The following is a 24,814-nucleotide window of genomic DNA, read 5'->3' on the forward strand; positions in this document are numbered from 1 at the left end:
GCGGATCACTTGCCGAGCTGGTTGGCCCACAACGACGGATCGTCGACGTTGGCGGCGGTCACCAGCGGGGCGGGCAGTTGGTCCTCCAGCCCGTTGGGCAGCTGGATGATGGTCGAGCCGTGGTCGGTCGGCCCGGGGGAGAACGTCTTGCCCTCGGCCGCGGCCTGGGCGTAGAAGAGCCCGTACTTGGCGTACAGGTCGGCCGGCTGGGAGATCGTGGCGTCGATCTGCCCGGCCTTGATGGCCTGGAACTCCGCCGGGATGCCGTCGTTGGAGATGATGAAGATGTGCTTGGGGTCGGTCGGCGGCACCAGCAGGTGCTTCTGCTGGAGCAGCGAGAGCGTCGGCGCCAGGAACACGCCGCCGGCCTGCATGTAGATGCCGTTGACGGGGCCGGCGTTGAGCGCGTCCTGGAGCTTGGACGCCGCGACGTCGCCCTCCCAGTTGGTCGGCTCGGCCTCCACCTTGATGTCCGGGTAGTTCTTGCTCATGCAGTCGCCGAAGGCCTGGGACCGGTCGCGGCCGTTGATCGAGGTCAGGTCGCCTTCGAACTCCACGACGGTGCCGGTGCCCTTGAGCTTGGCGCCGAGGAACTGGCACGCCTTGGTGCCGTACGCCTGGTTGTCCGCCCGCACGACCATGTAGACCTGGCCCTTGTCCGGCCGGGTGTCCACGCTGACCACCGGGATGTGCTTGCTCGCCAGGTTCTCCAGGGTGCTGGCGATCGCGCCGGTGTCCTGCGGGGCGATCAGGATGACCTTGGCGCCCTGGCCGGTGAGCGTGCTCACGTTGGAGACCAGGACGTCGGTCTGGTTGTTGGAGTTCGTCGGCGGCAGGGCGTTGATGCTGCCGGACTTGACGTCGGCGTTGACGTACTTCGCATAGCTGTTCCAGAAGTCGGAGTCCGACCGCGGGAAGTCGATGCCTATCTTCTTGTCGCCGGAGCCGGACTTGGAACCGCCCCGGCCGCAGGCGGCGGCGCTCAGGCCGAGTGCCGCGACGGCCGTGAGGGCCAGAACTGTTCTCGACGTACGGTGCAGCCTCATGTCCGTCCTCGCTGGTGAGGGTGTGCGGGGGAGGGTGGGTGTGGTCTGTATCACTTGCCGTTCAGTCATCCGATGTATAGCCCTGCTTGCGAGGTCTGTAAAGCCCATGGAACGCAATCGTTACGGGGCTTTACTAGATCCACTTCAGGAATCGGCAGGCCGACCCCGGTCCCGGGGAATGAGAAGGATCTTGAATCCCTTGACGATAGATCCGATGTTTGCCTAGAGTCCCGGAACGTGAGACTCCTCCGCCTGGGCGAGCCCGGCCGCGAGCGCCCCGTGCTGCTCGCCTCCGACGGCCGCCACTTCGATCTGACCGGCGTCATCAGCGACGTGGACCGTGCGTTCTGGGCCGATCACGGCCCGGAGGCGATCCGGGCCGCCGCCGAGGCCGGGACCCTGCCCGAGATCCCCGCCGAGGAGATCGCCGGACTGCGCGTCGGCGCGGCCGTGGCCCGGCCGGGCAAGGTGGTGTGCATCGGGCTGAACTACCGCGACCACGCCGAGGAGACCGGCGCGGCGCTGCCGCCGCGGCCGGTGGTGTTCATGAAGGACCCTTACACGGTCGTCGGCCCGAACGACGACATCCTCATCCCGCGGGCCTCGGTGAAGACCGACTGGGAGGTGGAGCTGGCCGTCGTCATCGGCGAGCGGGCCCGCTACCTGGACTCGCACGAGGCCGCGCTCGGCGTCATCGGCGGCTTCGCGATCAGCAACGACGTCTCCGAGCGCGAGTTCCAGCTGGAACGCTCCGGGCAGTGGGACCTGGGCAAGTCCTGTGAGACCTTCAACCCGCTGGGTCCGTGGCTGGTCACCGCCGAGGAGGCCGGCGACTTCCAGAAGCTGGGACTGCGGCTGTCGGTCAACGGCGAGCGGCGGCAGAACGGCAACACCGAGAACATGATCTTCGGCGTGGCCGAGGTGATCCACTACCTGTCGCAGCACATGGTGCTGGAGCCGGGCGACGTCATCAACACCGGGACCCCGGCCGGTGTGGCGCTCGGCATGGCCGACCACCCCTACCTGCGGGCCGGCGACGTGGTCGAGTCGGAGATCGACGGGCTGGGATCGCAGCGTTCGAATCTGGTCCAGGCATGAGCCGGATCGTCGGTCTGGAGACGTTCGACGTCCGCTTCCCGACCTCGCGCGAGCTGGACGGCTCGGACGCGATGAATCCGGACCCTGATTACTCGGCCGCGTACCTCATCCTGCGCACCGACGCCGAGGACGGCCTGTCCGGGCACGGGTTCACCTTCACCATCGGCCGCGGCAACGACGTCCAGGTCGCGGCGATCGAGGCGCTGCGCGACCACGTCCTGGGGCTGGACGTGGAGCAGGTCTGCGCCGACCCGGGCATCGTCAGCCGCGCGCTGATCGGTGACAGCCAGCTGCGGTGGCTGGGACCGGAGAAGGGCGTCATGCACATGGCGATCGGCGCCGTCGTCAACGCGGTCTGGGACCTGGCGGCCAAGCGCGCCGGGGTGCCGCTGTGGAAACTGCTCGCCGACGCCGATCCGGAATGGCTGGTCTCGCAGGTCGACTTCCGCTACCTCACCGACGCGCTGACCCCCGAAGAAGCGCTGGAACTGTTGCGGCACGGTAAGAACGGCGCGCAGGCGCGCGAGGAGCGACTGCGGGCCGAGGGGTATCCGGGCTACACCACCTCGCCGGGCTGGCTCGGCTACTCCGACGAGAAGCTGACCCGGCTGGCCCACGAGGCGGTCCGGGCCGGCTTCGGCCAGATCAAGCTGAAGGTCGGCGCCGACCTGGCCGACGACGTGCGCCGGGCCCGGGCCGCGCGGGCCGCGGTGGGACCGGACATCCGGCTGGCGATCGACGCCAACCAGCGCTGGAACGTGCACGAGGCGATCGAGTGGGTCAAGGCGCTGGCCGAGTTCGACGTGTACTGGGTCGAGGAGCCGACCTCGCCGGACGACGTGCTCGGGCACGCCGCGATCCGGGCCGCGGTGGCGCCGGTGAAGGTGGCGACCGGGGAGCACGTGCAGAACCGGATCATCTTCAAGCAGCTGCTCCAGGCCGAGGCGATCGACTTCGTGCAACTGGACGCGGCGCGGGTCGGCGGGGTCAACGAGAACCTGGCGATCCTGTTGCTGGCGGCCAAGTTCGGTGTGCCGGTCTGCCCGCACGCCGGCGGGGTCGGGCTGTGCGAGCTGGTGCAGCACCTGTCGATGTTCGACTTCGTGGCCCTGTCCGGCACCCGCACCGACCGGGTCATCGAGTACGTCGATCACCTGCACCAGCACTTCCTGGCACCGACGGTGATCAAGGACGGCGCGTATCAGGCCCCATCGACACCGGGCTTCTCAGCCGAGATGTTCCCGGCCACCCTGGAAGCGTATTCGTTCCCTGACGGCACATTCTGGCGTGCGGACCGAGGAGAGGTGTGAGGTGCACAGGATGCGGGACTTCGAAGGACTGAAGGCGGTCGTCACCGGCGGCGGCTCGGGCATCGGCGCGGCCACCGCCCGGCTGCTGGCCAACCGCGGCGCCGCCGTGGCGGTGCTGGACCTGGACCCGGCCGCCGCCGTCGACGCCGGCCTGCACGGCTTCAAGGCGGACGTCCGCGACGACGCCTCGGTCCGCGCCGCCCTGGCCTCGGCCCTGGACGTCCTCGGCGGCCTGGACGTACTGGTCAACAACGCCGGCATCGGCGCCGCGGGCACGGTCGAGGACAACCCCGACGAGCAGTGGATGAAGGTCTACGACGTCAACGTGGTCGGCATGGTCCGGGTGACCCGCGCCGCGCTGCCGGCCCTGCGCGCGTCACAGCACGCTGCGATCGTGAACACCTGCTCGATCGCCGCCACCGCCGGCCTGCCCCAGCGCGCCCTCTACTCGGCGACCAAGGGCGCGGTGCTGTCCCTGACCCTGGCGATGGCCGCGGACCACGTCCGCGAGGGCATCCGGGTGAACTGCGTCAACCCCGGCACCGCCGACACCCCCTGGGTCGGCCGCCTCCTGGACGCCGCCGAGGACCCGGCGGCCGAGCGCGCGGCGCTGGAGGCGCGCCAGCCCATGGGACGGCTGGTGTCGGCCGACGAGGTCGCCGCGGCGATCGCGTATCTGGCCTCGCCGACCGCGGCTTCGGTCACCGGGACGGCACTCGCCGTGGACGGCGGAATGGCCGGGTTGCGGCTGCGGCCCGTGGGACAGTAGCCGCATGTCCAAGAGCAACAACGGGTGTCCGAGTGGGGACTTGAACCCCCACCGGCGCGACGCGGCGGACGGTGCGCGGTGAGCGCTGAGCGCACCATCGGCCGCGGCGTGGAGCTGACCGAGTTGTCGTTCGGGGCCGCGGCGCTCGGCAACCTGTTCACCGAGGTGGGCGACGACGAGGCGCGCGCCGCGGTGGACGCCGCCTGGGACGCGGGCATCCGCGCGTTCGACACCGCGCCGCACTACGGCCTCGGTCTGTCGGAGCGGCGGCTCGGTGCGGCGTTGCGGGAACGGCCGCGGGATGGGTTCGTGTTGTCGACGAAGGTCGGCCGGATTCTGGAGCCGGTGGCGGATCCGATCGGTGCCGATTCCGAGGGGTTCGCGGTGCCGGCCGCGTTCCGGCGGGTGTGGGACTTCTCCGGGGACGGGGTGCGCCGGTCGATCGAGGCCAGCCTGGAACGGCTCGGCCTGGACCGCATCGACACGGTCCTGATCCACGATCCCGATCTGCATGCGGAGCAGGCGATAAGCGAGGCGTTCCCGGCCTTGGCGAAGCTGCGCTCCGAGGGGGTGATCGGCGCCATCGGCGTCGGGATGAACCAGACCGAGGTGCCGCTGCGGTTCGTGCGCGAGACGAACATCGATGTCGTGTTGCTGGCCGGCCGCTATACGCTGCTCGAACGCTCCGGTGCGGAGCTGTTGGACGAGGCGGCGGTGCGAGGTGTGGGCATAGTGATCGGCGGGGTGTTCAACTCCGGGCTGTTGGTCGACCCGAAGCCGGGCTCGACCTACAACTATCTGGCCGCGCCGCCGGAGATCCTGAACGAGGCGCTGCGGCTCAAGGACGCTTGCGAGCGGTACGGTGTCCCGCTGCGCGCCGCGGCCCTGCGGTACCCGCAGCGTCATCCGGCGGTGAAGTCGGTGCTGATCGGCGCGCGGTCGCCGGAGGAGGTGCGGGACTGCGTCGAGATGGCGCGGCTGCCGATCCCCGAAGCGCTGTGGGCAGAGGTCTGAGATGCGTATCGCGCTGTTCATCGCCTGCTACAACGACATGCTGTTCCCGGACACCGGCAAGGCGGTCACCGCCGTGCTGGAGCGGCTGGGCCACACCGTCGAGTTCCCGATGGCGCAGACCTGTTGCGGACAGATGCACTACAACACCGGGTACCGGCGCGAGGCCGACTCGTTGGTCGGGGCGTTCAACGACGCGTTCCGCGGATACGACGCGATCGTCACGCCCTCCGGCTCGTGCGGCGGCCACGTCCGGCACCACCACGAGACCGAGACGGCGCCGAACGTGTACGAGTTCTCGGAATTCCTGGTGGACGTCCTGGAAGTGACCGACGTCGGCGCCTACTATCCGCATCGTGTCACCTACCACCCGACCTGCCACAGCCTGCGCATGCTGCGCGTCGGCGACAAGCCGTTGCGGCTGCTGCGCGCGGTCGAGGGCATCGATCTGGTCGAGCTGCCGGAGGCCGAGTCGTGCTGCGGCTTCGGCGGCACGTTCGCGATGAAGAACGCTGAGACCTCGGTGGCCATGTTGCAGGACAAGATGGGCAACGTGCGCAAGACCGGCGCGCAGGCGCTGTGTGCGTCCGACAACTCCTGCCTGATGCACATCGGCGGCGGACTCGGGCGGGTCAAGTCAGGAGTCAGGACCCTGCATCTGGCCGAGATCCTGGCGGCGACACGATGAGCCGCGACGAAGTGAATGTGGTGTGGCTGGGATCCCCGACGTTCCCCAAGGCCGCGCACGACGCGCTCCTGGACACCCAGCTGCGCCACAACCTGAAGCACGCGACCACGACGATCCGCGACAAGCGGCTGCGCGCCGTCGCGGAGCTCGATGACTGGGAGACGCTGCGGCTGGCCGGCTCGCAGATCAAGGACCGGGTGATGCGGCACCTGGAGGAGTACCTGCTCCAGCTGGAAGCTTCGGTCACCGCCGCCGGCGGCGTCGTGCACTGGGCCCAGGACGCGCGCCAGGCCAACCGGATCGTCACCGAGCTGGTGCGGGCCAAGGGCGCGACCGAGGTCGTCAAGATCAAGTCGATGGCCACCCAGGAGATCGGGCTCAACGAGGCGCTCCAGGACGAGGGCATCGAGGCCACCGAGACCGACCTGGCCGAGCTGATCGTGCAGCTGAACGACGACCGGCCCTCGCACATCCTGGTCCCGGCCATCCACCGCAACCGCACCGAGATCCGCGACATCTTCCGGCGGGAGATGGGCAAGCACGGCGTCCCGGCGCCGGACGGCCTCACCGACGAGCCGCGGGTGCTGGCCGAGGCGGCGCGCGTGCACCTGCGGGAGAAGTTCCTGCGCGCGAAGGTGGCGGTCTCCGGGGCCAACTTCGCGTGCGCGGACACCGGGACCGTCGGGGTCGTGGAGTCCGAGGGCAACGGCCGGATGTGCCTGACGCTGCCCGAGACGCTGATCACGGTGATGGGGATCGAGAAGGTCCTGCCGTCGTTCGGCGACCTGGAAGTGTTCCTGCAACTGCTGCCGAGATCGTCGACGGCGGAACGGATGAACCCTTATACGTCGCTGTGGACCGGCGTCACGCCCGGCGACGGGCCGCAGGAGTTCCACCTGATCCTGCTCGACAACGGCCGCACGAAGACGCTCGCCGACACCGCGGGACGCTCGGCGCTGCACTGCATCCGTTGCTCGGCCTGCCTGAACGTCTGCCCGGTATACGAGCGGACCGGTGGCCGGTCCTACGGATCGGTGTACCCGGGCCCGATCGGCGCGGTGCTGACGCCGCAGCTGGTCGGGGTCGGGACATCAGAGCACGCCGATTCGCTGCCGTTCGCCTCGACCTTGTGCGGAGCCTGCTACGACGCCTGTCCGGTGCGCATCGACATCCCGGAGATGCTGGTGCACCTGCGGGCGAAGGTCGTGGACTCGCACCGGGGCGGCCTGCCGAAGCCGGAGGCGCTGGCGATGAAGGGTGCGCAACTGGTGTTCGGCTCGCCACGCCGGCTCGCGCTGGCCGAGCGGCTGGGCGCGATGGCGGGGCGGATCGCGGGGCTCGGCGGCGGGAAGTGGCTGCCGGGGCCGGCGAAGAAGTGGACGGGAGCGCGGGACGTGCCGGTGCCGGCGCGGGAGTCGTTCCGGACGTGGTGGCGGAAGGCGGGACGGGGATGAGTGCGCTGACACCGGCCGATTCGGCTGACGCCAAAGCGGCGATCCTCGGCCGGATCCGGTCCGCGCTGCGCGATGTGCCCCGCGAGGAGCGCCCCGAGGACGTCGAAGTCACCCGCGAGTACGCCGACAGCCACGTGTCCGGCGATGCCGGCGCCGTCGTCGATCTGTTCGTGGAGCGCGTCGAGGACTACCGCGCCACGGTCACCCGGGTCACCGAGGCCGAGGCTCCGGCCGAGATCGCCCGGATCCTTGCGGACAAAGGGATCCAGAGCCTGGTTGTACCTCCGGCCTTCCCGGAAGTGCTACTGGCCGGGTATCAGGGCTCTCGCTTGTCCGACGACCCGCCGCTGACCCCCGCCGAGCTGGACGCGTCCGACGGGGTGATCACCTTGGCCGCCCGGGGGATCGCGCTGACCGGCACCATCGTCCTGGACGCCGGGCCCGGGCAGGGCCGCCGGGCGTTGTCGCTGGTCCCGGACCTGCACCTGTGCGTGGTCCGGGCCTCGCAGGTGGCGGCCGACGTGCCGCCGGCCCTCCGGGCGCTGACCCCGGACCGGCCGACCACCTTCATCTCCGGGCCCTCGGCGACCTCGGACATCGAGCTGGACCGGGTCGAGGGCGTGCACGGGCCGCGGACCCTGGCCGTTGTGTTGATTTCTGATTGAACCTGTTTAACTCTGGGAGCTTTTCTCAGAGAACTCCGCTAGGCTGAGCCCGTTCCAGTCGGTCCTAGCGGAGGTCTCGAAAGCATGCGGTTGCTGGTCATTGGGGGCGCGGGGTACATCGGTTCGGTCACTTCCGCGGTGCTGGTCGAGGCCGGGCACGAGGTGACGGTGGTCGACGACCTGTCCACCGGGCACCGGGACGCGGTGCCGGCCGGGGCGGCGTTCCGGCACGCGGACGTGCTGGACCAGCGCCAGCTCGGGGACGTGCTGCGCGACGTCACCGCGGCCGGCCCGATCGACGCGATCCTGCACTTCGCGGCGCGCTCGCTGGTCGGGGAGTCGGTGGCCGAGCCGGCCCGCTACTTCCGGCACAACATCACCACCACCGCGAACCTGCTGGAAGCGATGCGGGACAACGGGATCGGCACGATCGTCTTCTCCTCGACCGCCGCCTGCTACGGCGAGCCGGCGGTCACGCCGATCACCGAGGACATGCCCACGGTGCCGACCAACCCCTACGGCGCCTCGAAGCTGGCCGCCGACCAGATGCTGACCTTCGCCGCCCCGGCCTACGGCATCGCGGCGGTCTCACTGCGCTACTTCAACGTCGCCGGCGCCTACGGTCCGCAGGGCGAGCGGCACGAAGTGGAGACCCACCTGATCCCGCGGCTGCTCGATGTGGCGGCCGGCAACGCGCCGGAGGCCTCGGTGTTCGGCACCGACTACCCGACCCCGGACGGGACCGCGATCCGCGACTACATCCACGTGCGGGACCTGGCCGAGGCGCACCTGCTGGCGCTGGGCGCGGCCAAGAAGGGCGAGCACCTGATCTGCAACCTGGGCACCGGCACCGGGTTCTCGGTCTACGAGGTGCTGGAGGCGGTGCGCAAGGCGACCGGCGCCCCGGTCCCGGCGGTGGAGAAGCCGCGGCGCGCGGGCGACCCGGCGCGGCTGGTGGCCTCGGCCGAGCGCGCGCGGACCGTCCTGGGCTGGAATCCGGAGCGGACCGAGCTGATCGAGTCGGTCGCCGACGCCTGGGCCTTCTATCGCCGTTAGTCGCCCATATCAGCCCTTAGGCGATTTCCAGGGCTGATATCCGTAGGCGTTGTTCTCGGGCACCGAAAAGCCGCATTCGGAAGAGTACTTCCGAATGCGGCTCGCGTTATATCCGAGAGGTTTCCTCAGACCGGGCGGACGTTCTCCGCCTGGGCGCCCTTCGGCCCCTGAGTAACCTCGAACTCGACGCGCTGGTTCTCCTCCAGCGAGCGGTAGCCGCTCGACTGGATGGCGGAGAAGTGCACGAACACGTCCGGGCCGCCCTCATCCTGGGCGATGAAGCCGAAGCCCTTCTCGGAGTTGAACCACTTGACTGTCCCCTGAGCCATCCTGCTCTCATTTCATACTTGAAGTGCTGTTGTCGGCCACTGGCCCCAGACGAGAATGGCCCGGCGGAATTAGTTCCGCTGGGCCTTTAACACCGCGAACTTTACGACCTTGGCTGCGAGTGTACGCGATCATTCCGGCCCCGGCGAGAGCGGAGATCATGCGGGGAGATCACGCTTCAGCCACGACTCGATCACGTCACGGGCCGCTCCGGCCGGCCCACCTGTCTCCCGCCACCGCCCGTTAAGAAGGCGCTACGCGTCGCAGTACCGACGGCGACCACAGACCGTTCCGTCTGTGCCCCGGGCCGGGCCGCCGGGAGTCTAGGCTTGACACAAGAAAAACCGGCAGTCCAAAGGAGAACCGCCCGTGTCCGCCTCGCCCAGCGTGTCCTATTCGATCACCGTCCGTCTGGAGGCACCCTCCTACGGCAACGCGGTGAGCGGGATCACCAGGGCGGTGGAGGACGCCGGCGGCGTCGTGACCGGCCTGGACGTCTCCGGCTCCGGGCGGGACCGGCTGCGGGTCGACGTCACGATCGCGGCCAGCAGCGAGGAGCACTCCCGGGCGATCACCGAGGAGCTGGCCAAGATCGAGGGGGTCGAGGTCGGCAAGGTCTCCGACCGGACCTTCCTGATGCACCTCGGCGGCAAGATCGAGATGAGCTCCAAGGTCGCGCTGCGCAACCGCGACGAGCTGTCCATGGCCTACACCCCCGGCGTCGCGCGGGTGTCGCTGGCCCTGGCCGAGAACCCCGGCGACGCCCGGCGCCTGACCATCAAGCGCAACACCGTGGCCGTGGTCACCGACGGCTCGGCGGTGCTCGGGCTGGGCAACATCGGGCCGATCGCGGCGCTGCCGGTGATGGAGGGCAAGGCGGCGCTGTTCAAGCAGTTCGCCGGGGTGGACGCGTGGCCGCTGTGCCTGGACACGCAGGACACCGAGGAGATCATCATGGTGGTCAAGGCGATCGCCCCGGGCTTCGCCGGGATCAACCTGGAGGACATCAGCGCGCCCCGCTGCTTCGAGATCGAGCGCCGGCTGCGCGAGGAGCTGGACATCCCGGTCTTCCACGACGACCAGCACGGCACCGCGATCGTGGTGCTGGCCGCGCTGACCAACGCGCTGAAGGTGGTCGGCAAGAAGCTCCAGGACGTGCGGATCGTCGGCTCCGGCGCGGGCGCGGCCGGCACCGCGATCCTCAAACTGCTGATCGCCGCCGGCGCCACCGACATCACGGTCGCCGACTACCACGGCGTCGTGCACGTCGGGCGCGCCGACGTGAACGGCGGCGACGGCGACGGCGAGCTGCGCTGGGTCGCCGACCACACCAACCCCGGCAACCTCACCGGCACCCTGAAGGAGGCGCTGGCCGGGGCCGACGTCTTCATCGGCGTCTCCGCCCCGCGCATCCTCACCGGCGACGACATCGCGACCATGGCCCCCGGCGCGATCGTCTTCGCCCTGGCCAACCCGGAGCCCGAGGTGGACCCGGACGACGCGCTGGCGCACGCGGCCGTGGTGGCCACCGGCCGCAGCGACTACCCGAACCAGATCAACAACGTGCTGGCCTTCCCCGGCGTCTTCCGCGGCCTGATCGACGCGCAGTCCAACGACGTCACCCCCGAGGTGCTGGTCGCCGCGGCCCGGGCGATCGCCTCGGCGGTGCCGGACAGCGACCTGAACCCCAGCTACATCGTGCCGAGCGTGTTCCACAAGGACCTGGCCAAGACCGTCGCGGAGGCCGTGGTCGCGGCGGTGAAGGGCGAGCAGGCGGAGTAGGGGAGTAGGGCGGGCAGGCGCCGAGCGCGCGCGACGTCGGCCGGGCGTACCGGCCGGGCGCACCGACCGGCGCCGAACCGTGGTCGGGGTGCGGATGCCGGAGTAGCGTCCGCACCATGGGTACCGAGAAGAAAGCGGCGGGGCAGGCCCGGAAGCTGCCGGTACAAGGCCTGGTGAACGCACTCACCCGCGCGGCGTTGAGCACGCCGGGAGTGGCCAAGGGGATCGGCCGCGATCTGATCCTGCTGTACGTCTTCGGCCGCAAGAGCGGCAAGCGGTACGCCATCCCGATCGCCTACATGGAGCACGACGGGAAGGTGCTGATCGGCACGCAGTTCGGCTGGGTCCGCAACCTGCGCACCGGCGACCCGATCCAGGTCCGGTACAAGGGGCGGCTGCGCTCGGCCGAGGTCGAGGTGGTGACGGACGCCGACCGGGTCGCCGAGCTCTACACGGTGATGTGCCGGGACAACCACGCGTTCGCGAAGTTCCACACCATCGGGTTCGACGCCGCCGGGGAACCGGATCCGGACGCGGTGCGCGAGGCGGTGCGGCTCGGGGCCCGGGCGATCCTGCTGACCCCGCAGGTGGGGTAGCCGGGACAAAACCGGGTGAGCCGCGGCGGAACATGAAGCACGGCGGCCGCGAATCGAATCGCGACCGCCGTGCCCGTGGCCGTGGGAGTGCCCCTTGCCCGCCCTCGCCGTCGCGGATCTGCACATGGTGGTGAGGTGTGCCCGGTGCGTTGTTACCTGTGCGCCGTGCTGGGCTCAGTTGTGAAGTGGGGAGTCGAACCCCGCACTGCCCTTCGTGCGCCAGCGGTGAGCCGAGATTTCCCCGTCGGCTCGTCGGGTTCGTGCCCGCCTCCGCGACGGTTACCTGCTCCACACGGTCAGTCCAGAAGGTCGACCTCCCAGTTCGCGCGCTGGATCCGGACGTCGAGCTCGCGGATCTGGCGGCTCAGTGCGTCGCCCTGGGCCCGTAGCGTCGCGACCGGCAGCGCGGACAGCATCTTCAGCTCCGAGCGCAGTTGGCGCTGGTACCCGGCGGACTTCCCGGCGGCGGCGTCGGCCGCCGCGGTGATCACCGAGTGCCGCAGCCGCAGGGTGTCGCGGCGGGCCAGGGCGTCGCTGAGGGTGCCGGGCGAGCCGTTGCCGGCGGAGTTGCCGCCGGCGGGACCGTTGCCAGCCGAGTTGCCGCCGGCAGAACCGTTGCCGGCAGAACCGTTGCCGGCAGAACCGTTGCCGGCCGAGCTGTTGTCGGCCGAGTCGCTGTCGCCCGAGCTGTTGTCGGCCGAGTCGCTGTCGCCCGAGCGGTTGCCAGTCGAGTCGCTGCCGGCCGAGCCGCCATCGGCGCCGCCGTCCGGTCCGAGTACCGCCGCGGCGTTGGTGCGGTTGATCCGCCGCACCAACGACTCGAACTCGTCCAGCACCGCTCCGGTCTCGGACAGCAGCGCGGCGGCGTCCTCGGACGGCTCCTCGCCCTCCTGATACCGGGCGTTGGCGACGATCCGTGCCTTGAGCTGCTCGATCCGGCGCGCGGCGTCCGCGCGCAGCGCCAGCGCCTCGGCCAGTTTCACGCCCCGAGGCCCAGTTCCACGTCCGCGCCCAGCGCCGAGAGCTTCGCCTCGAAGTCCTCGTAGCCGCGGCGGATCAGGCTGATGCCGTGCACCGTGGACGTGCCCTGCGCGGCGAGCGCGGCGATCAGGTAGCTGAAGCCGGCGCGCAGATCGGGGATGGTCAGTTCGGCGCCGTGCAGCTTGGTCGGGCCGGAGATGACCGCCGAGTGCATGAAGTTGCGCTGGCCGAAGCGGCAGGCGCTGCCGCCCAGGCACTCCCGGTACAGCTGGATCTGGGCGCCCATCCGGTTCAGCGCGTCGGTGAAGCCCAGCCGCTGCTCGTAGACCGTCTCGTGGATGATCGACAGACCGTGGGCCTGGGTCAGGGCCACCACCAGCGGCTGCTGCCAGTCGGTGGACAGGCCCGGGTAGACGTCGGTCTCCAGGGCCAGGGCGCGCATCTGGCCGCCGGAGTGCCAGAACCGGATCGAGGGCTCGCCGGGGGTGTCGTCGACCTCGAAGTCTCCCCCTATGCGCCGGAAGACGTTGAGGAACGTCATCATCTCGCCCTGGGCGGCGCCGATCACCCGGATGTCGCCGCCGGTGGCCAGGGCCGCGCAGGCCCAGGAGGCGGTCTCCAGCCGGTCGGGGATGGCGCGGTGGGTGAAGCCGCCGAGCTGGTCCACGCCGATGATCCGGATCACCCGGCCGTTGTGCACGGAGATGATCGCGCCCATCTTCTGCAGCACCGCGATCAGGTCCACGATCTCCGGCTCGGTGGCGGCGTTGGAGAGCTCTGTCACGCCCTCGGCCAGCACCGCGGTCAGCAGCACCTGCTCGGTGGCGCCGACGCTGGGGTAGGGCAGCCGGATCTGGGTGCCGCGCAGCCGTTCGGGAGCCGAGATCAGCAGCCCCTCGGGGCGCTTCTCGACCACCGCGCCGAAGGCCCGCAGGGCGTCCAGGTGGAAGTCGATCGGCCGGTCGCCGATCTTGCAGCCGCCCAGGTCCGGGATGAAGGCCCGGCCCAGCCGGTGCAGCAGCGGGCCGCAGAACAGGACCGGGATCCGGCTGGTGCCGGCGTGCGCCTCGACCGCGGTGTCACTGGCCTGCTCGACCGAGGCCGGGTCCAGGATCAGGGTGTCGCTCGGCTCTCCGTCGGGCCCGGGGGCTCCGCGGGTGACCGAGACTCCGTGCGCCTCCAACAGACCGGTGACGATCCGGACGTCGGAGATCTGCGGCACGTTGTGCAGCACCGAGGTCCCGTGTCCGAGCAGCGCGGCCACCATCGCTTTGGGAACCAGGTTTTTCGCCCCTCGGACCCGGACCTCCCCGGACAGGGCGGTACCGCCGTGCACAGTCAGGACGTCGGAAGCGGTGCTCAGCTCCATGGTTCTCCACTGGGTGTGTGCTTCGGACCGTTCCGCCGGGGCTGCGGAACGGGGCGGAACGGGGCGGGGCGGCGGCCGGTCCAGGGTACTCGAACACCGGGCGCATGCGGTCGAAGCTCGCGAAGATCACAGTTCGTGCGTCAGGTGTCGGCCCGGGCGGACCCGGTGCGGGACAACAGGACGTACTGGTTCGAACGCTGAGTGTCGCCGATCCGGGACGGACGCGGGCGCGGAAGGTCAACAGAGCGTCAAGAGGCGGTCGCGGACGCGCGGGCCTTGGGGCAAAAGGCGCCAGCGGGGGTCCGGGTGCGGGATCATGTGTGCCATGACGGACGCAGGGCGCGACGCGGGGGAGCAGGACGGCGGCAGAGTGCCGCTGGAGCGGCTGACCGGCAAACTGCTGGTCGCCACCACGGTCCTGGTCGACCCCAACTTCGACCGCACGGTGGTGCTGGTCGTCGACCACGACGACGACGGCACCCTGGGCGTCGTCCTCAACCGGCCCGGCAGCCTGGACGTCGAGGACGTGCTGGAGACCTGGGCGCCGCTGGCGGCCGAGCCTCCCACGGTGTTCCTGGGCGGGCCGGTGGCACTGGACTCGGCGCTGGGCATCGCCTGTGTGCGGCCGGAAGCGGCGGTACCCGGCGAGGAGCCGCTGGGCTGGCGCCAGTTCTCCGGCCGGCTGGGCCTGGTCGACCTGGACGCCCCGCCGGAGGTGCTGGCCCCGGACCTGACCGCGCTGCGGATCTTCGCCGGCTACGCCGGCTGGGGCCCCGGGCAGCTGGCCGGGGAGCTGGCGCAGCGGGCCTGGTACGTGGTCGAGCCGGAGCTGGCCGACGTGTTCACCACCGAGCCGGAGGAGCTGTGGCGCAAGGTGCTGCGGCGGCAGGGCGGGCCGATCGCGATGGTGGCGAACTGGACCGAGGACCCTGATCTCAATTGACCGAGGGCTCTGATCCCGATGAGCTGAGGGCTCTGATCTCAATTAGCTGAGATGTAACCCGCTCCAGAGCCCGGCACCGCGGTCGGTCCGCGGCGCCGGGCCCTTGAGCGTGTGCGGGTACTCGTGTGCGCTACTGCCGCGCGCTGCTGCCGTACGCCAACGCCGCGCGCTACTGCGAGGAGCTGAGCCCGGAGGTGATGGCCTTCATGCTCGGGATCTCCGACCCGACAGCGCCGGTCTTGAGCAGGATGCCGTAGAGCACCACCGCGAGCCCCAGCACCAGCGCGGCCTGCGCGAACGAGCGCGACCGCAGCTTGTTCCTCCGCGCCGTCCACAGCCCCAGCACCAACAGCGCCAACAGCACCGCGACCAGGCCCAGGATGATGTGCGCCCAGGACTGGTAGGAGACCCAGTCCCGCTGCACGCCGAACGGGTCCTGCTTGGTGCGCGGCACGTTGTTCTTGAAGTCCGACCAGGTCCGGGCCGCGTCGTGGGCCTGGACCAGCGGGTTGACCAGCAGGTACGCACCGGCCGCCAGGGCCGCCACGACCAGCGCCAGGACCGCGGCGGCGTCGATGCCCGGCAGGAAGGTGGCCGCGACGCCGGTGTTCGGGGCGTTCGGGTCCACCGGCTCGGCGAACCCGGCTTCTTCCTCGGTCGGTTCGACCCACGGGTTCTCGGAGAGGCCGCCGGTCGCCGGGTTCTGCGTCACCGGTGATTCGGCGCCGGGCTGGACGGAACCGGGCTGGACGGAACCGGGCTGGGCGGAACCGGGCTGGACGGAACCGGGCTGGGCGGAGCCGCCGGATTCGCCCGGCTCGGTGGCGGACTTCGCGGCCGAGACTGCCTCGGACTTCGCGGTCTCGGCCTGGGCCGCCCCGGACTTCGCAGCCCCAGACCCCGCTGCCTCAGACTTCGCAGAGTCGGTGGCCGACTGGGCCGCAGGCGTCTGAGACGGTGTCGGCTGCGCCGGCGTCGAGGGCTGGCCGATCGGACCGCCAGGGGGCTGGCCGGCGTTCGGGTCCGGCGGGGTATTCGGGTTCTCGGTCACAGTATCAGTCCATTCATAGCGGTTCGCTCCATTGTGACCGCTTGGTAGCCCGCAACCGGGGGCGGCGCGCGGCGCCGGAACCTGCCCCTTGTTTGCTACCCGCAGGTAAGTCATATTTGAGGAATCGTCATGTTCCACCTCCGAAGCACCTCCCCACCTGCTAGGAGCACTTTGTGAACAGACCCCTCATCGCCCTGCTCGCGGCCACGGCGCTCACCGGCGCACTGGTGTCCGCCTGGAGCGGCACCGCCCAGGCCACCGCGCCCCCGGCGGGCGCCGCGGCCACCCCCGCGGCCACCCACACCGGCGCGGCGGCCATCGTCGCGATGGGCGACAGCGCCATCTCCGGCGAGGGCTCCGGGACCGACACCAGCGACGGCTACGTCGCCGGCACCGACGGGCCCAGCGACTACTGCCACCGCAGCACCAAGTCCGAGATCTTCGACACCGGCCTGTCCGGGCTCACCCCCTTCGACATCGCCTGCTCCGGCGCGCAGACCGGGGACATCGCCTCGCTGCCGCAGTACTCCGCGGTCACCGGCAGCGGCGGCGGCGACTACGGCGAGGCGAAGCAGGACACGCAGTTGGCCACGATCGCCGGGTCGAACGACGTGAAGATGGTCGTGCTGACCATCGGCGCCAACGACGACTTCGAGTTCACGCAGATCATGGAGTCCTGCCTCAACCAGTACTTCCCGATCCCGCAGTCCACCGGCTGCCGGGACACCATCGGCACCGCTGAGATCCAGCGGCGTGCGGCGGCCGTGCAGCCGAAGGTGATCGCGGCGATCGAGGACGTCCGGCAGACGATGCGCGACGCCGGGTACGCCGACTCGGACTACCAGCTCGTCTTCCAGTCCTACTTCACGCCGATCACCCCGGACCTGCGCTCGGGCATCGACAACTACGCGAGCAAGGTCGCCAACGGCTGCCCGGCCTTCACCGAGGACCTGGCCTGGGGCCACAACCTGGTCGTCCCGCTGTTCTCCGACGCGCTGCGGCACGCCGCCGAGCAGGTGCCCGGCGTGCGCTACCTGGACCAGCGCCGGGTCAGCTACGGCCACGAGGTCTGCGCGGAGATGACCACTTCGCCGTATGAGTACACCAACGGCGACGTCATCGACACCTCGGAGATGACCCGCAACGGCTGCGACCAGAAGGTCCTGTTCGGCGGCCTGATCTGCATGGACGAGATCCGGCAGTCCTACCACCTGCGGGTGGCCGGGTACGAGGGCGAGGGCGCGTGCCTGGGCGACTTCTACGGATCGGCGAACCCTGAGTCGTACTGCACCCTGGACCAGCAGGACGGCACCACCGTCCGGCCGCTGACCCCCGGGCAGCCCTGGATGGACCAGGTCGACGACGGCGGCTGGTTCCAGCTGACCAGCAAGGCCAGCGGCAACGTCTGGGACTTCTCCGGCGGCGGCACCGACGGCGACTCGACCAACGGCCGGCCGCTGATCACCTACTCCACCACCGGCGGGCTGAACCAGTCCTTCGTCACCGAGATCAAGTCCGACGGCTCCTACGAGGTCGACTACAGCGGCAACCGCAACATGTGCCTGGACGCGACCGGCGGGACGGCTGCGGCCGGAGTGAAGCTGGAGCAGTGGGCCTGCACCGGCAACGCCAACCAGCACTGGTTCTTCAAGCCCGAGGGCGGCGGCTACTACGCGGTGGCCTCGGCACAGAACCAGAACCTGGTCGCCACGATCGGCGGCTCGACTGACGGCTCCGGCAACCCGGAGATCGAGTTGCAGCCCTACACCGGAGCCGCGAACCAGCTCTGGCAGCTCAACGAGTTGGGGATCGTTTACCTGCACGGCTGACGCATCCAGCGTGTGACCTGCAGGTAACGATCCAGTGCCGCGTCGCGCCGCGGGCGCTGCTCGCCGGTGGCGGCGCGGCATAGACTCAAGAGCATGAGCACGCCGACTTTCGAACCGGATACGGACACCGGCGGCTCGACGATCGTCGAGGAACGCGTCGAGTCCGACTACCGCTACGAGCCCGGTGACGAGGAGCGCTTCGCGCACTACGCCGAGCGCGACAAGATCATGGAGGCGTCCGTGTTCGGCACGCCGCTCGTGGCGCTGTGCGGGAAGGTGTGGGTGCCCTCGCGGGACCCGAGCCGCTTCCCCGTGTGCCCGGAGTGCAAGGAGATCTTCGAGGGCCTGGAGCCCGGTGGCGGCGGCGACGACGGCGACGGCGGGTCGAACTGACCGGGATCATGGGGCCGGACGGTTTCGGGCCGTCCGGCGGCGACGGGGGATTCGGCGGCGGTGCCGGCGCGGCCGGGCCGGCCGGTGGCCACTCGGTGCCGGTGCGGTCCGGCGGGAGCCCGGACGGCGCGCTGGTCTTCGGGGGCGAGGGCGAGCGGCCCGGCTTCGAGCTGGGCACTTTCGAGGACGACGGCGGCGAGGACGAGATAGCCGGGCGGTCGGCCTCGGCCGCTGACAGCGCGGCCGGGCGGCCGGGCGCTCCTTGGTCGGCAGGTGGGTCGGCAGGCGTGAATCGCGCAGGCGATGGCTCGGCTGCCGCGGACGCGCCGACGGTCATGGCCGCTGCCGGCAGCGGGTCGGATGCCTCGGGGGCGAGCTGGTTCGCCGGTTCGGGCGGTTCGGGCGGCTCGGCTGCAGCGGGCGCTTCGGGCGCTCCAGGCGGCTCGGGCACAGCGGCTGCGGCCACTCCGGACGGCGCGGGCTCAGTCGGCGCGGGCTCAGCCGGCGCGGCCAGCGGCGCAGCCCCGAACCCGGCAGCAGACCAACCGCACCTCGGTCCCGGCCTGGCCGGCTCCGCCGTCACCGCCGCCCGCTCCCTGTTCGGCCCGCAGACCGTGGTCGAAGCCGTCCAGGTCCTGGCCGAGCACCCGGACGCCGTGATCATCGCCGGCGGCACCGTGGCCATGCCGGACATCACCGCCGGCCGCCGCCACCCCGGCGCCGTCCTGACCCTGCACCGCTGCGCCGAGCTGCGCGGCTGGTCCACCGGCTCCGGCGAGGTGCTGCTGCACGCCGGCCTGACGCTGGCCGAAATGCAGCAACGCGACCTGCGCCAGCAGGTTCCCGCGCTGAACCAGGCCGTGCGGACGGTCGGCGCCCCGCACATCCGCGCGGTCGCCACCCTCGGCGGCAACCTGGTCGTCGGCCCGGCCTCGGCCGACCTGCCGGTGGTGCTCGCCGCGCTCGGCGCCTCGGTGCTGGTGGCCTCCGCCGACGGCGTGCGGACCGTGACCGTGTCCGACTTCTACGACCGCGACGGCGTCCCCCAGCTCGCCCCCGGCGAGCTGGTCGTCGGCGCGCGGGTGCCGGTCGTGGAGGGCATGCAGGGCTTCATGAAGATCGGCGTGCGCGGCGGCATCTCCCGCGCGATCCTGTCGATCATGCTGGCCGTGGACCCGGCCCGGCGCAGCGCGACCTGCGTGGTCGGCGCGATGGCGCTGGCCGGGCTGCCGTCCGGCACCGGCCGCGGCGGCCTGCCGACCCTGCTGCGCGCCGACCATGCCGACCGCTGGCTGGCCGAGCAGGTGGACTGGGACGCCGCCGCGATCGCCGACCCGACCGTCTATGAGACCTTCGGCCGCCTGGTCGCCGACTCCCTCGTCTATGGCGACGGGAGCGGAACCCTCGGCGGGGGCGGCGACCCGTATCGTCGTAAGGCCGTGGAGATCTGCGCCCGCCGCGCCCTGCTGCGCGCCCTGCCGCCGCTGGGCTGGCTGGACCAGGTCCGCGAGCTGCAGAAGCGAGCAGACTTCCAGCGCGCCAAGCAGCGGGTCGAGCGTGCCGAAGTCGAGCGCGCTGAACAGGCACGGAACCAGGACCAGTAGCCGGTAGTCGGTAGTCGGACAACAGTAGAGACAACAGTAGAAACGTGTCGGGCAAGGGGGACGGACCAGTGAGCCACAGGTGAGCGAGTCGGCGGTCGAATGGCCGGCCGTCGGCCTGACGCTGCGCGTCGACGGGCACGAATATCCGGTGCCGCAGGTGTGGATCGGCGACTCGCTGCTGGCGGTGTTGCGCGAGCGCCTGGACCTCGACGAGCCGCGCGACGGCTGCTCGATCGGGGAATGCGGGTCCTGTCTGGTGACCCTGGACGGCCGCCCGGCGGCGGCCTGCCTGGTGCCCGCGGTCGCGGCGGCGGACCGGGACGTGCGCACGCCCCAGGACGCGGCCTTCGAGGCCGCGCGCGAAGCGGTCGTGGCGGCCAACGCGAGCCCCTGCGGGTTCTGCGCCCCCGCGCTCACCGTCGCCATCACCGATCTGTTGCGCCGCAACGCCGATCCCGGCCCGGCGGCGATCCGCGAGGCGCTGGCCGGGCTGGTCTGCCGGTGCGCCGAATCGGGACGCTGGATCGAGGCCGTGGCCCGGGCGAAGGAGGCCGGCGTCGGGGACGGCGGCACCAGGGGCCCGGCCGGCGGCGACTCCGGCGAGATGGCCGTGCTCGTGATCGAGGCGGGGGAAACAGAGTCGTGACCGAGCCCAAGTTCCCGGCCGACCTGCGGGCCGAGGGCATGCTGTGGATGGGCGTACGCCGCTCTCCGCACGCCAGCGCGGCGATCCGCGGCCTGGACATGCGGGCGGCGCGCGCCGTCCCCGGCGTGCACGCCGTCCTGTCCGCCGCGGACCTGCCCGGCTACAACTTCCACGGCCCGCGCTCCATCGACCAGCCGGTGCTGGCCGCCGACGTGGCCCGCTACATCGGCGAGCCGGTGGCCGTGGTCGCCGCCGAGCACCCGGCGCTGGCCCGCCGCGCGGCCGAGCGGGTGCGGGTGATCTGGGACCCGCTGCGGCCGCTGCACGACCCGGATCAGGCCTCGACCGCGCCGCCGATCCACCCGGACGGCAACGTCCTGCACACCACCACCCTGGCCTTCGGCGCCGATCCGGCGGCGCTGGCCGATCCGGCCAGCGCCGAGTCCGCCGGTCGCAAGGTGGTCCGGGGCGAGTACGTCTTCGACGGCCTCGACGCCCGCCCCGCGGCCCCGGCCGTGGTGATCGCGGTGCCGAACGGCGAGCGCGGGATCGAGATCTACGTGGCGACCGTGTCGCCGCGCGGCGACCGCGAGGTGGTCGCGCAGTGCCTGGGCCTGCCGGTGGAGAAGGTGCACGTCATCCCGACCCGGGTCGGCGGCGCCGACACCCACCGCGAGGACGTCGGGCTCCAGGTCCAGGCCGCGCTGCTGGCGCTGGCCACCGGCCGGCCGGTGAAGGCGGTGGTGCCGCGCGACGCCCCGGCGCACCCGGGCCGTCCCGCGGCGTCGCTGCGCTACCGGCACGTGGTGGGCGAGGACGGCGGCCTGGTCGCGGTCGAGGCGGACATCCTGCTCGACGGCGGTGCCTACGCCTCCACCACGATAGACATCCTGGAGGAGGCCTGCCGGCTGGCGGTCGGTCCCTACCGGGTGCCGAACGTCCGGGTCACCGGCCGGGTGGTGCGGACGAACAACCCGCCGGCCGGTCGCGTACGCGGCGGCGGCGGGGCCCTGACCTGCGCGGCGTACGAGGCCCAGATGGACGCCGCGGGCTCGGCGGTCGGGCTGGGCGGTCTGGAGGTCCGGCTTCGCAATCTGCTGCGACCCGGCGATCTGATGCCGGACGCGAGCGATCCGCTGGGCAAGCCGGCCGCCGCGCCGGTGCCGATCCCGGACTGTCTGCACGAGATCCTGGACACCCCGATGCCGAGTTTCCCGCCGGGACCGGATATCCGCGAATACCCCGGAACCGTTGGCCGGACTGGGGAACTCACCCGGATCCGGCGCGGCGTCGGCGTGGCGCTGGGCATGGCCGACCTGTCGAACCCGACGCAGCTGGGGGAGTACGCGACCGCCGTCGTGCTGGTCTCGATGACCCCGGACGGCCCGGCCGCGACGGTCGCCTGTTCGGCCGTGGAGACCGGCTCGGGCCTGCACGACCTGATCCGCACCACCGTCGAGCGCACCCTCGGCGTCCCGCCGGAGCGGGTCGCCGTCCGGGCGCCGGAGGACCCCGGCTCCCTGCCCTCCTCCACGGCCGTCACGCACCCGGCGTGGGTACACGGCAGCGCGGTCGAGGCGGCCGCGAAACAGGCCCGTGCGAAGCTCTTCCGCTCGCTGGCCGAGCAGATCGGCATCGACGGCGGGCTGCTGAAGGTCATCGACGGCTACCTGGTGTCCCACGACGACGTCTTCCACCTCCCGCTGGACGACGCCTACCGCCAGTGCCTGGCGCCGGGCCGCGTGGTGCGCGGCGACGGCGAGTTCCGGATGCTGGCGATGCCCGCCCTCACCGGCACCTCCGACTCGGCCAGCGTCGCGGTCGGCGCGGTGCGCGCGGTCGTGGACGTGGACACCGAACTCGGGCTCGTGAACGTGGTCCAGGTGGCGATCGCCCAGGACGCGGGCCGGGTCGCGGTCCGGGACCGGGCCGTGCACCGCGTCGCCTCCGGAGCCGTGGCCGGCGCCGGCTTCGTCCTGTCCGAGGGCTCGGATCTGCCCTTCGGCTGGGGCGAACCCTCGACGATGGACGCCCCGGAGGTCGTGGTCGCCGCGTTGCTGGAGACCGCCGAGGACGCCAAGGAGGAGATCGGCCCGGACGGCCTGCCGGTCGCCGCGCCCCCGCTGGGCGGCATGAAGCCGGTCGGCGACCTGTCGGTGATGGCCACCCCGGCCGCCGTCCTGGCCGCGATCCGGGACGCCGTCGGCGATCCGCGGGGCGGTTCACCGCTTCGACTGCCGTTGCGACCCGATCGGGCGTGGTGGGTCCTGGAGTTGAGGTAATCTCGGGGGTCGGTCCTTACGGACCCACCGATCAACGGCACGGCAAGCGGGTGGAACAAGAGGAGGATCCGTGAGCATCTCGGCGGCCTCCCACCTGTCCCCGTCCTACCCCGACCGGGCCGTACGCGGCACCGCCGGGCGGCTGCGGGCCTGGCAGCAGGCGGCGCTGGACGAGTACATGGAGCACGAGCCGCGGGACTTCCTGGCGGTCGCCACCCCCGGCGCCGGCAAGACCACCTTCGCACTGCGGATCGCCACGGACCTGCTGGACCGGCACGTGGTGAACACCATCACGATCGTGGCACCGACCGAGCACCTGAAGACGCAGTGGGCTGAGGCGGCACACCGGGTCGGGATAAGGATCGACCCCAACTACAGCGGCGCGGCCGGCGGCACCTCCCGGGACTACCAGGGCATCGCCGTGACCTACGCGGGCGTCGCGGCGCACCCGATGCTGCACCGGCGCCGGGTCGAGGGTCGCAGGACCCTGGTGATCCTGGACGAGATCCACCATGCCGGCGACTCCAAGTCCTGGGGCGAGGCGACCTACGAGGCCTTCGAGCCGGCCGCGCGCCGCCTGGCGCTGACCGGTACGCCGTTCCGGTCGGACACCAACCCCATCCCGTTCGTCACCTACGCACCGGACAACGAGGGCATCCGCCGAAGCGTCGCCGACTACACCTACGGCTACGGCGCGGCGCTGGCCGACGGCGTCGTCCGGCCGGTCGTGTTCATGTCCTACGCGGGCCGGATGCGCTGGCGCACCAAGGCCGGCGACGAGATCGCCATGCAGCTCAACGAGCCGATGACGCAGGACGCTGTCAAACAGGCCTGGCGCACCGCCCTGGACCCGGCCGGCGACTGGATGCCGCAGGTGCTGCAGGCCGCCGACCGCCGCCTGCGCGAGGTCCGGCGCGGGATCCCGGACGCCGGCGGCCTGGTCATCGCCACCGACCAGGGCGCGGCGCGGGCCTACGCGGACATACTCAAGGACATCACCGGCAAGCGGCCCTCGGTCGTGGTCTCGGACGACCCCTCCGCCTCGGCCCGCATCACCGAGTTCTCCGAGAACGACGACCGCTGGATGGTCGCGGTCCGCATGGTGTCGGAAGGCGTGGACGTCCCCCGCCTGGCGGTCGGCGTCTACGCCACCGGCATCTCCACCCCGCTGTTCTTCGCCCAGGCGGTCGGCCGCTTCGTGCGAGCCCGCCGGCACGGCGAGACGGCCTCGGTCTTCGTCCCCTCGATCCCGACTCTCCTGGAGTTCGCGAACGAGATGGAGAAGGAGCGAGACCACACCCTGGACAAGCCGACCGGCGCCACCACCACCGAGGACGTGTGGGGCGAGGAAGAGGCACTCCTCGCGGAGGCCAACCGCACGGAGAAGGAACAGGGCTACGAAGAAGACCTCTTCACCTTCCAGGCACTCAACTCCGAGGCCGAGTTCGACCGCGTCCTCTACGACGGCGCCGAATTCGGCCTCCCCGCCGACCCCGGCTCCCGCGAGGAGGCGGAGTACCTGGGCCTGCCCGGACTCCTGGAGCCGGAGCACATCAAGGTACTGCTGGCCAAGCGCCAGCAGATGCACCTGAGCAGCGCACGCAAGAAGGCACTGCTCCGCTCCCAGGCCGAGGCCATCGTCGGCGCCGAGGAACGCCCGGTGATGACCCGCAAGCAGCTGCTGGAGCTCCGCAAGGAGCTGCAAGGACTGGTCGGCGCGTGGCACCACAAGACCGGCAAGCCGCACGGGACGATCCACGGCGAGCTGCGGCGGACGTGCGGCGGCCCGGCGGTCGCGCAGGCCACGGCCACGCAGTTGCAGAAGCGGATCGATATGGTGCGGCGCTGGGCTGCTGAGGGTGGTCAGTAAGTACTCATTGCTCATCGGGGATGGCTGTAGCTGTGATGCATGGG

The 24,814-nt window shown here is 71.3% G+C and carries 21 protein-coding genes and 2 pseudogenes; 17 read left to right on the forward strand and 6 right to left on the reverse strand.

Annotation, left to right across the window (positions count from 1 at the left end):
- Positions 1 to 5: 5 nt before the first annotated feature.
- The gene (locus KGQ19_RS15155) at positions 6 to 1,046 is read right to left on the reverse strand and encodes a sugar ABC transporter substrate-binding protein (protein ID WP_212009777.1); all 1,041 of its coding nucleotides are present in this window, start codon (positions 1,044 to 1,046) and stop codon (positions 6 to 8) included.
- A gap of 237 nt (positions 1,047 to 1,283) precedes the next feature.
- Here KGQ19_RS15155 and KGQ19_RS15160 point away from each other — a divergent pair, with 237 nt between their 5' ends.
- The 8 genes from KGQ19_RS15160 (at position 1,284) to galE (ending at position 9,097) form a co-directional block, all read left to right on the forward strand.
- The gene (locus KGQ19_RS15160; RefSeq protein ID WP_212009778.1) at positions 1,284 to 2,144 is read left to right on the forward strand and encodes a fumarylacetoacetate hydrolase family protein; all 861 of its coding nucleotides are present in this window, start codon (positions 1,284 to 1,286) and stop codon (positions 2,142 to 2,144) included.
- On the forward strand, positions 2,141 to 3,454 hold the full coding sequence (locus KGQ19_RS15165; RefSeq protein ID WP_212009779.1) for an enolase C-terminal domain-like protein: 1,314 nt from the start codon (positions 2,141 to 2,143) through the stop codon (positions 3,452 to 3,454). Before KGQ19_RS15160 ends, KGQ19_RS15165 begins: the two co-directional genes overlap by 4 nt.
- Positions 3,455 to 3,464: 10 nt before the next feature.
- Entirely contained in the window at positions 3,465 to 4,223 is a 759-nt protein-coding gene (locus KGQ19_RS15170) for an SDR family NAD(P)-dependent oxidoreductase (RefSeq protein WP_230418687.1), read from the forward strand.
- Positions 4,224 to 4,301: 78 nt separating this feature from the next.
- Positions 4,302 to 5,237 (forward strand): aldo/keto reductase, encoded by a 936-nt coding sequence (locus KGQ19_RS15175; RefSeq protein WP_212009781.1) that lies wholly within the window; start codon positions 4,302 to 4,304, stop codon positions 5,235 to 5,237.
- A 1-nt stretch (position 5,238) separates the two neighbouring features.
- Positions 5,239 to 5,922 carry a (Fe-S)-binding protein gene (locus KGQ19_RS15180; protein WP_212009782.1) on the forward strand — a complete coding sequence of 228 codons (684 nt, stop codon included), beginning with the start codon at positions 5,239 to 5,241 and terminating at the stop codon, positions 5,920 to 5,922.
- Positions 5,919 to 7,376 (forward strand): lactate utilization protein B, encoded by a 1,458-nt coding sequence (locus tag KGQ19_RS15185; RefSeq protein ID WP_212009783.1) that lies wholly within the window; start codon positions 5,919 to 5,921, stop codon positions 7,374 to 7,376. The genes KGQ19_RS15180 and KGQ19_RS15185 overlap by 4 nt, the downstream gene beginning before the upstream one ends.
- Positions 7,373 to 8,041 (forward strand): LutC/YkgG family protein, encoded by a 669-nt coding sequence (locus tag KGQ19_RS15190; protein ID WP_212009784.1) that lies wholly within the window; start codon positions 7,373 to 7,375, stop codon positions 8,039 to 8,041. Before KGQ19_RS15185 ends, KGQ19_RS15190 begins: the two co-directional genes overlap by 4 nt.
- 84 nt (positions 8,042 to 8,125) lie before the next feature.
- Complete coding sequence (galE, locus tag KGQ19_RS15195; protein WP_212009785.1) at positions 8,126 to 9,097, forward strand: UDP-glucose 4-epimerase GalE; 972 nt, start codon at positions 8,126 to 8,128, stop codon at positions 9,095 to 9,097.
- Between the two features lie 125 nt (positions 9,098 to 9,222).
- On the opposite strand, the gene KGQ19_RS15200 is transcribed toward galE, so the two are convergent.
- Positions 9,223 to 9,426 carry a cold-shock protein gene (locus KGQ19_RS15200; RefSeq protein WP_194895373.1) on the reverse strand — a complete coding sequence of 68 codons (204 nt, stop codon included), beginning with the start codon at positions 9,424 to 9,426 and terminating at the stop codon, positions 9,223 to 9,225.
- A 367-nt stretch (positions 9,427 to 9,793) separates the two neighbouring features.
- On the opposite strand from KGQ19_RS15200, the gene KGQ19_RS15205 reads away from it, so the two are divergent.
- A complete protein-coding gene (locus KGQ19_RS15205) occupies positions 9,794 to 11,206 on the forward strand; it encodes an NAD-dependent malic enzyme (protein WP_212009786.1) in 1,413 nt (470 codons plus the stop codon).
- A gap of 116 nt (positions 11,207 to 11,322) precedes the next feature.
- Positions 11,323 to 11,802, forward strand: a complete 480-nt coding sequence (locus tag KGQ19_RS15210; protein ID WP_212009787.1) for a nitroreductase/quinone reductase family protein — start codon at positions 11,323 to 11,325, stop codon at positions 11,800 to 11,802.
- Between the two features lie 296 nt (positions 11,803 to 12,098).
- Here the strand turns inward: KGQ19_RS15210 and KGQ19_RS52760 are convergent.
- From KGQ19_RS52760 to murA, 3 genes and pseudogenes are all read right to left on the reverse strand, one after another.
- Positions 12,099 to 12,353 (reverse strand): annotated as a pseudogene (locus KGQ19_RS52760) (DIP1984 family protein); the annotation flags it as partial.
- A gap of 213 nt (positions 12,354 to 12,566) precedes the next feature.
- Positions 12,567 to 12,785: pseudogene (locus KGQ19_RS52765) on the reverse strand (DIP1984 family protein); the annotation flags it as partial.
- The gene (murA, locus tag KGQ19_RS15220; protein WP_212009789.1) at positions 12,782 to 14,152 is read right to left on the reverse strand and encodes a UDP-N-acetylglucosamine 1-carboxyvinyltransferase; all 1,371 of its coding nucleotides are present in this window, start codon (positions 14,150 to 14,152) and stop codon (positions 12,782 to 12,784) included. The pseudogene KGQ19_RS52765 and the gene murA, both read right to left, overlap by 4 nt.
- A gap of 325 nt (positions 14,153 to 14,477) precedes the next feature.
- On the opposite strand from murA, the gene KGQ19_RS15225 reads away from it, so the two are divergent.
- The gene (locus KGQ19_RS15225; RefSeq protein ID WP_194895370.1) at positions 14,478 to 15,095 is read left to right on the forward strand and encodes a YqgE/AlgH family protein; all 618 of its coding nucleotides are present in this window, start codon (positions 14,478 to 14,480) and stop codon (positions 15,093 to 15,095) included.
- A gap of 169 nt (positions 15,096 to 15,264) precedes the next feature.
- Here the strand turns inward: KGQ19_RS15225 and KGQ19_RS15230 are convergent, their stop codons facing one another.
- Positions 15,265 to 16,146, reverse strand: coding sequence for a hypothetical protein (locus KGQ19_RS15230; protein ID WP_212009790.1), 882 nt, complete (start codon positions 16,144 to 16,146; stop codon positions 15,265 to 15,267).
- A gap of 173 nt (positions 16,147 to 16,319) precedes the next feature.
- Here KGQ19_RS15230 and KGQ19_RS51890 point away from each other — a divergent pair, with 173 nt between their 5' ends.
- The 6 genes from KGQ19_RS51890 (at position 16,320) to KGQ19_RS15260 (ending at position 24,770) form a co-directional block, all read left to right on the forward strand.
- Positions 16,320 to 17,975, forward strand: coding sequence for an RICIN domain-containing protein (locus KGQ19_RS51890; RefSeq protein WP_212009791.1), 1,656 nt, complete (start codon positions 16,320 to 16,322; stop codon positions 17,973 to 17,975).
- Between the two features lie 93 nt (positions 17,976 to 18,068).
- Positions 18,069 to 18,368, forward strand: a complete 300-nt coding sequence (locus KGQ19_RS15240; protein ID WP_212009792.1) for a DUF3039 domain-containing protein — start codon at positions 18,069 to 18,071, stop codon at positions 18,366 to 18,368.
- A gap of 8 nt (positions 18,369 to 18,376) precedes the next feature.
- Positions 18,377 to 19,972 carry an FAD binding domain-containing protein gene (locus KGQ19_RS15245; protein ID WP_212009793.1) on the forward strand — a complete coding sequence of 532 codons (1,596 nt, stop codon included), beginning with the start codon at positions 18,377 to 18,379 and terminating at the stop codon, positions 19,970 to 19,972.
- A gap of 79 nt (positions 19,973 to 20,051) precedes the next feature.
- A complete protein-coding gene (locus KGQ19_RS15250; RefSeq protein WP_212009794.1) occupies positions 20,052 to 20,618 on the forward strand; it encodes a (2Fe-2S)-binding protein in 567 nt (188 codons plus the stop codon).
- Positions 20,615 to 22,900 carry a xanthine dehydrogenase family protein molybdopterin-binding subunit gene (locus KGQ19_RS15255; protein ID WP_212009795.1) on the forward strand — a complete coding sequence of 762 codons (2,286 nt, stop codon included), beginning with the start codon at positions 20,615 to 20,617 and terminating at the stop codon, positions 22,898 to 22,900. The genes KGQ19_RS15250 and KGQ19_RS15255 overlap by 4 nt, the downstream gene beginning before the upstream one ends.
- Before the next feature lie 70 nt (positions 22,901 to 22,970).
- Positions 22,971 to 24,770, forward strand: a complete 1,800-nt coding sequence (locus tag KGQ19_RS15260) for a DEAD/DEAH box helicase (protein WP_307856425.1) — start codon at positions 22,971 to 22,973, stop codon at positions 24,768 to 24,770.
- Positions 24,771 to 24,814: the final 44 nt, after the last annotated feature.

This window comes from Catenulispora pinistramenti, assembly GCF_018274385.1.
Lineage (GTDB): Bacteria > Actinomycetota > Actinomycetes > Streptomycetales > Catenulisporaceae > Catenulispora > Catenulispora pinistramenti.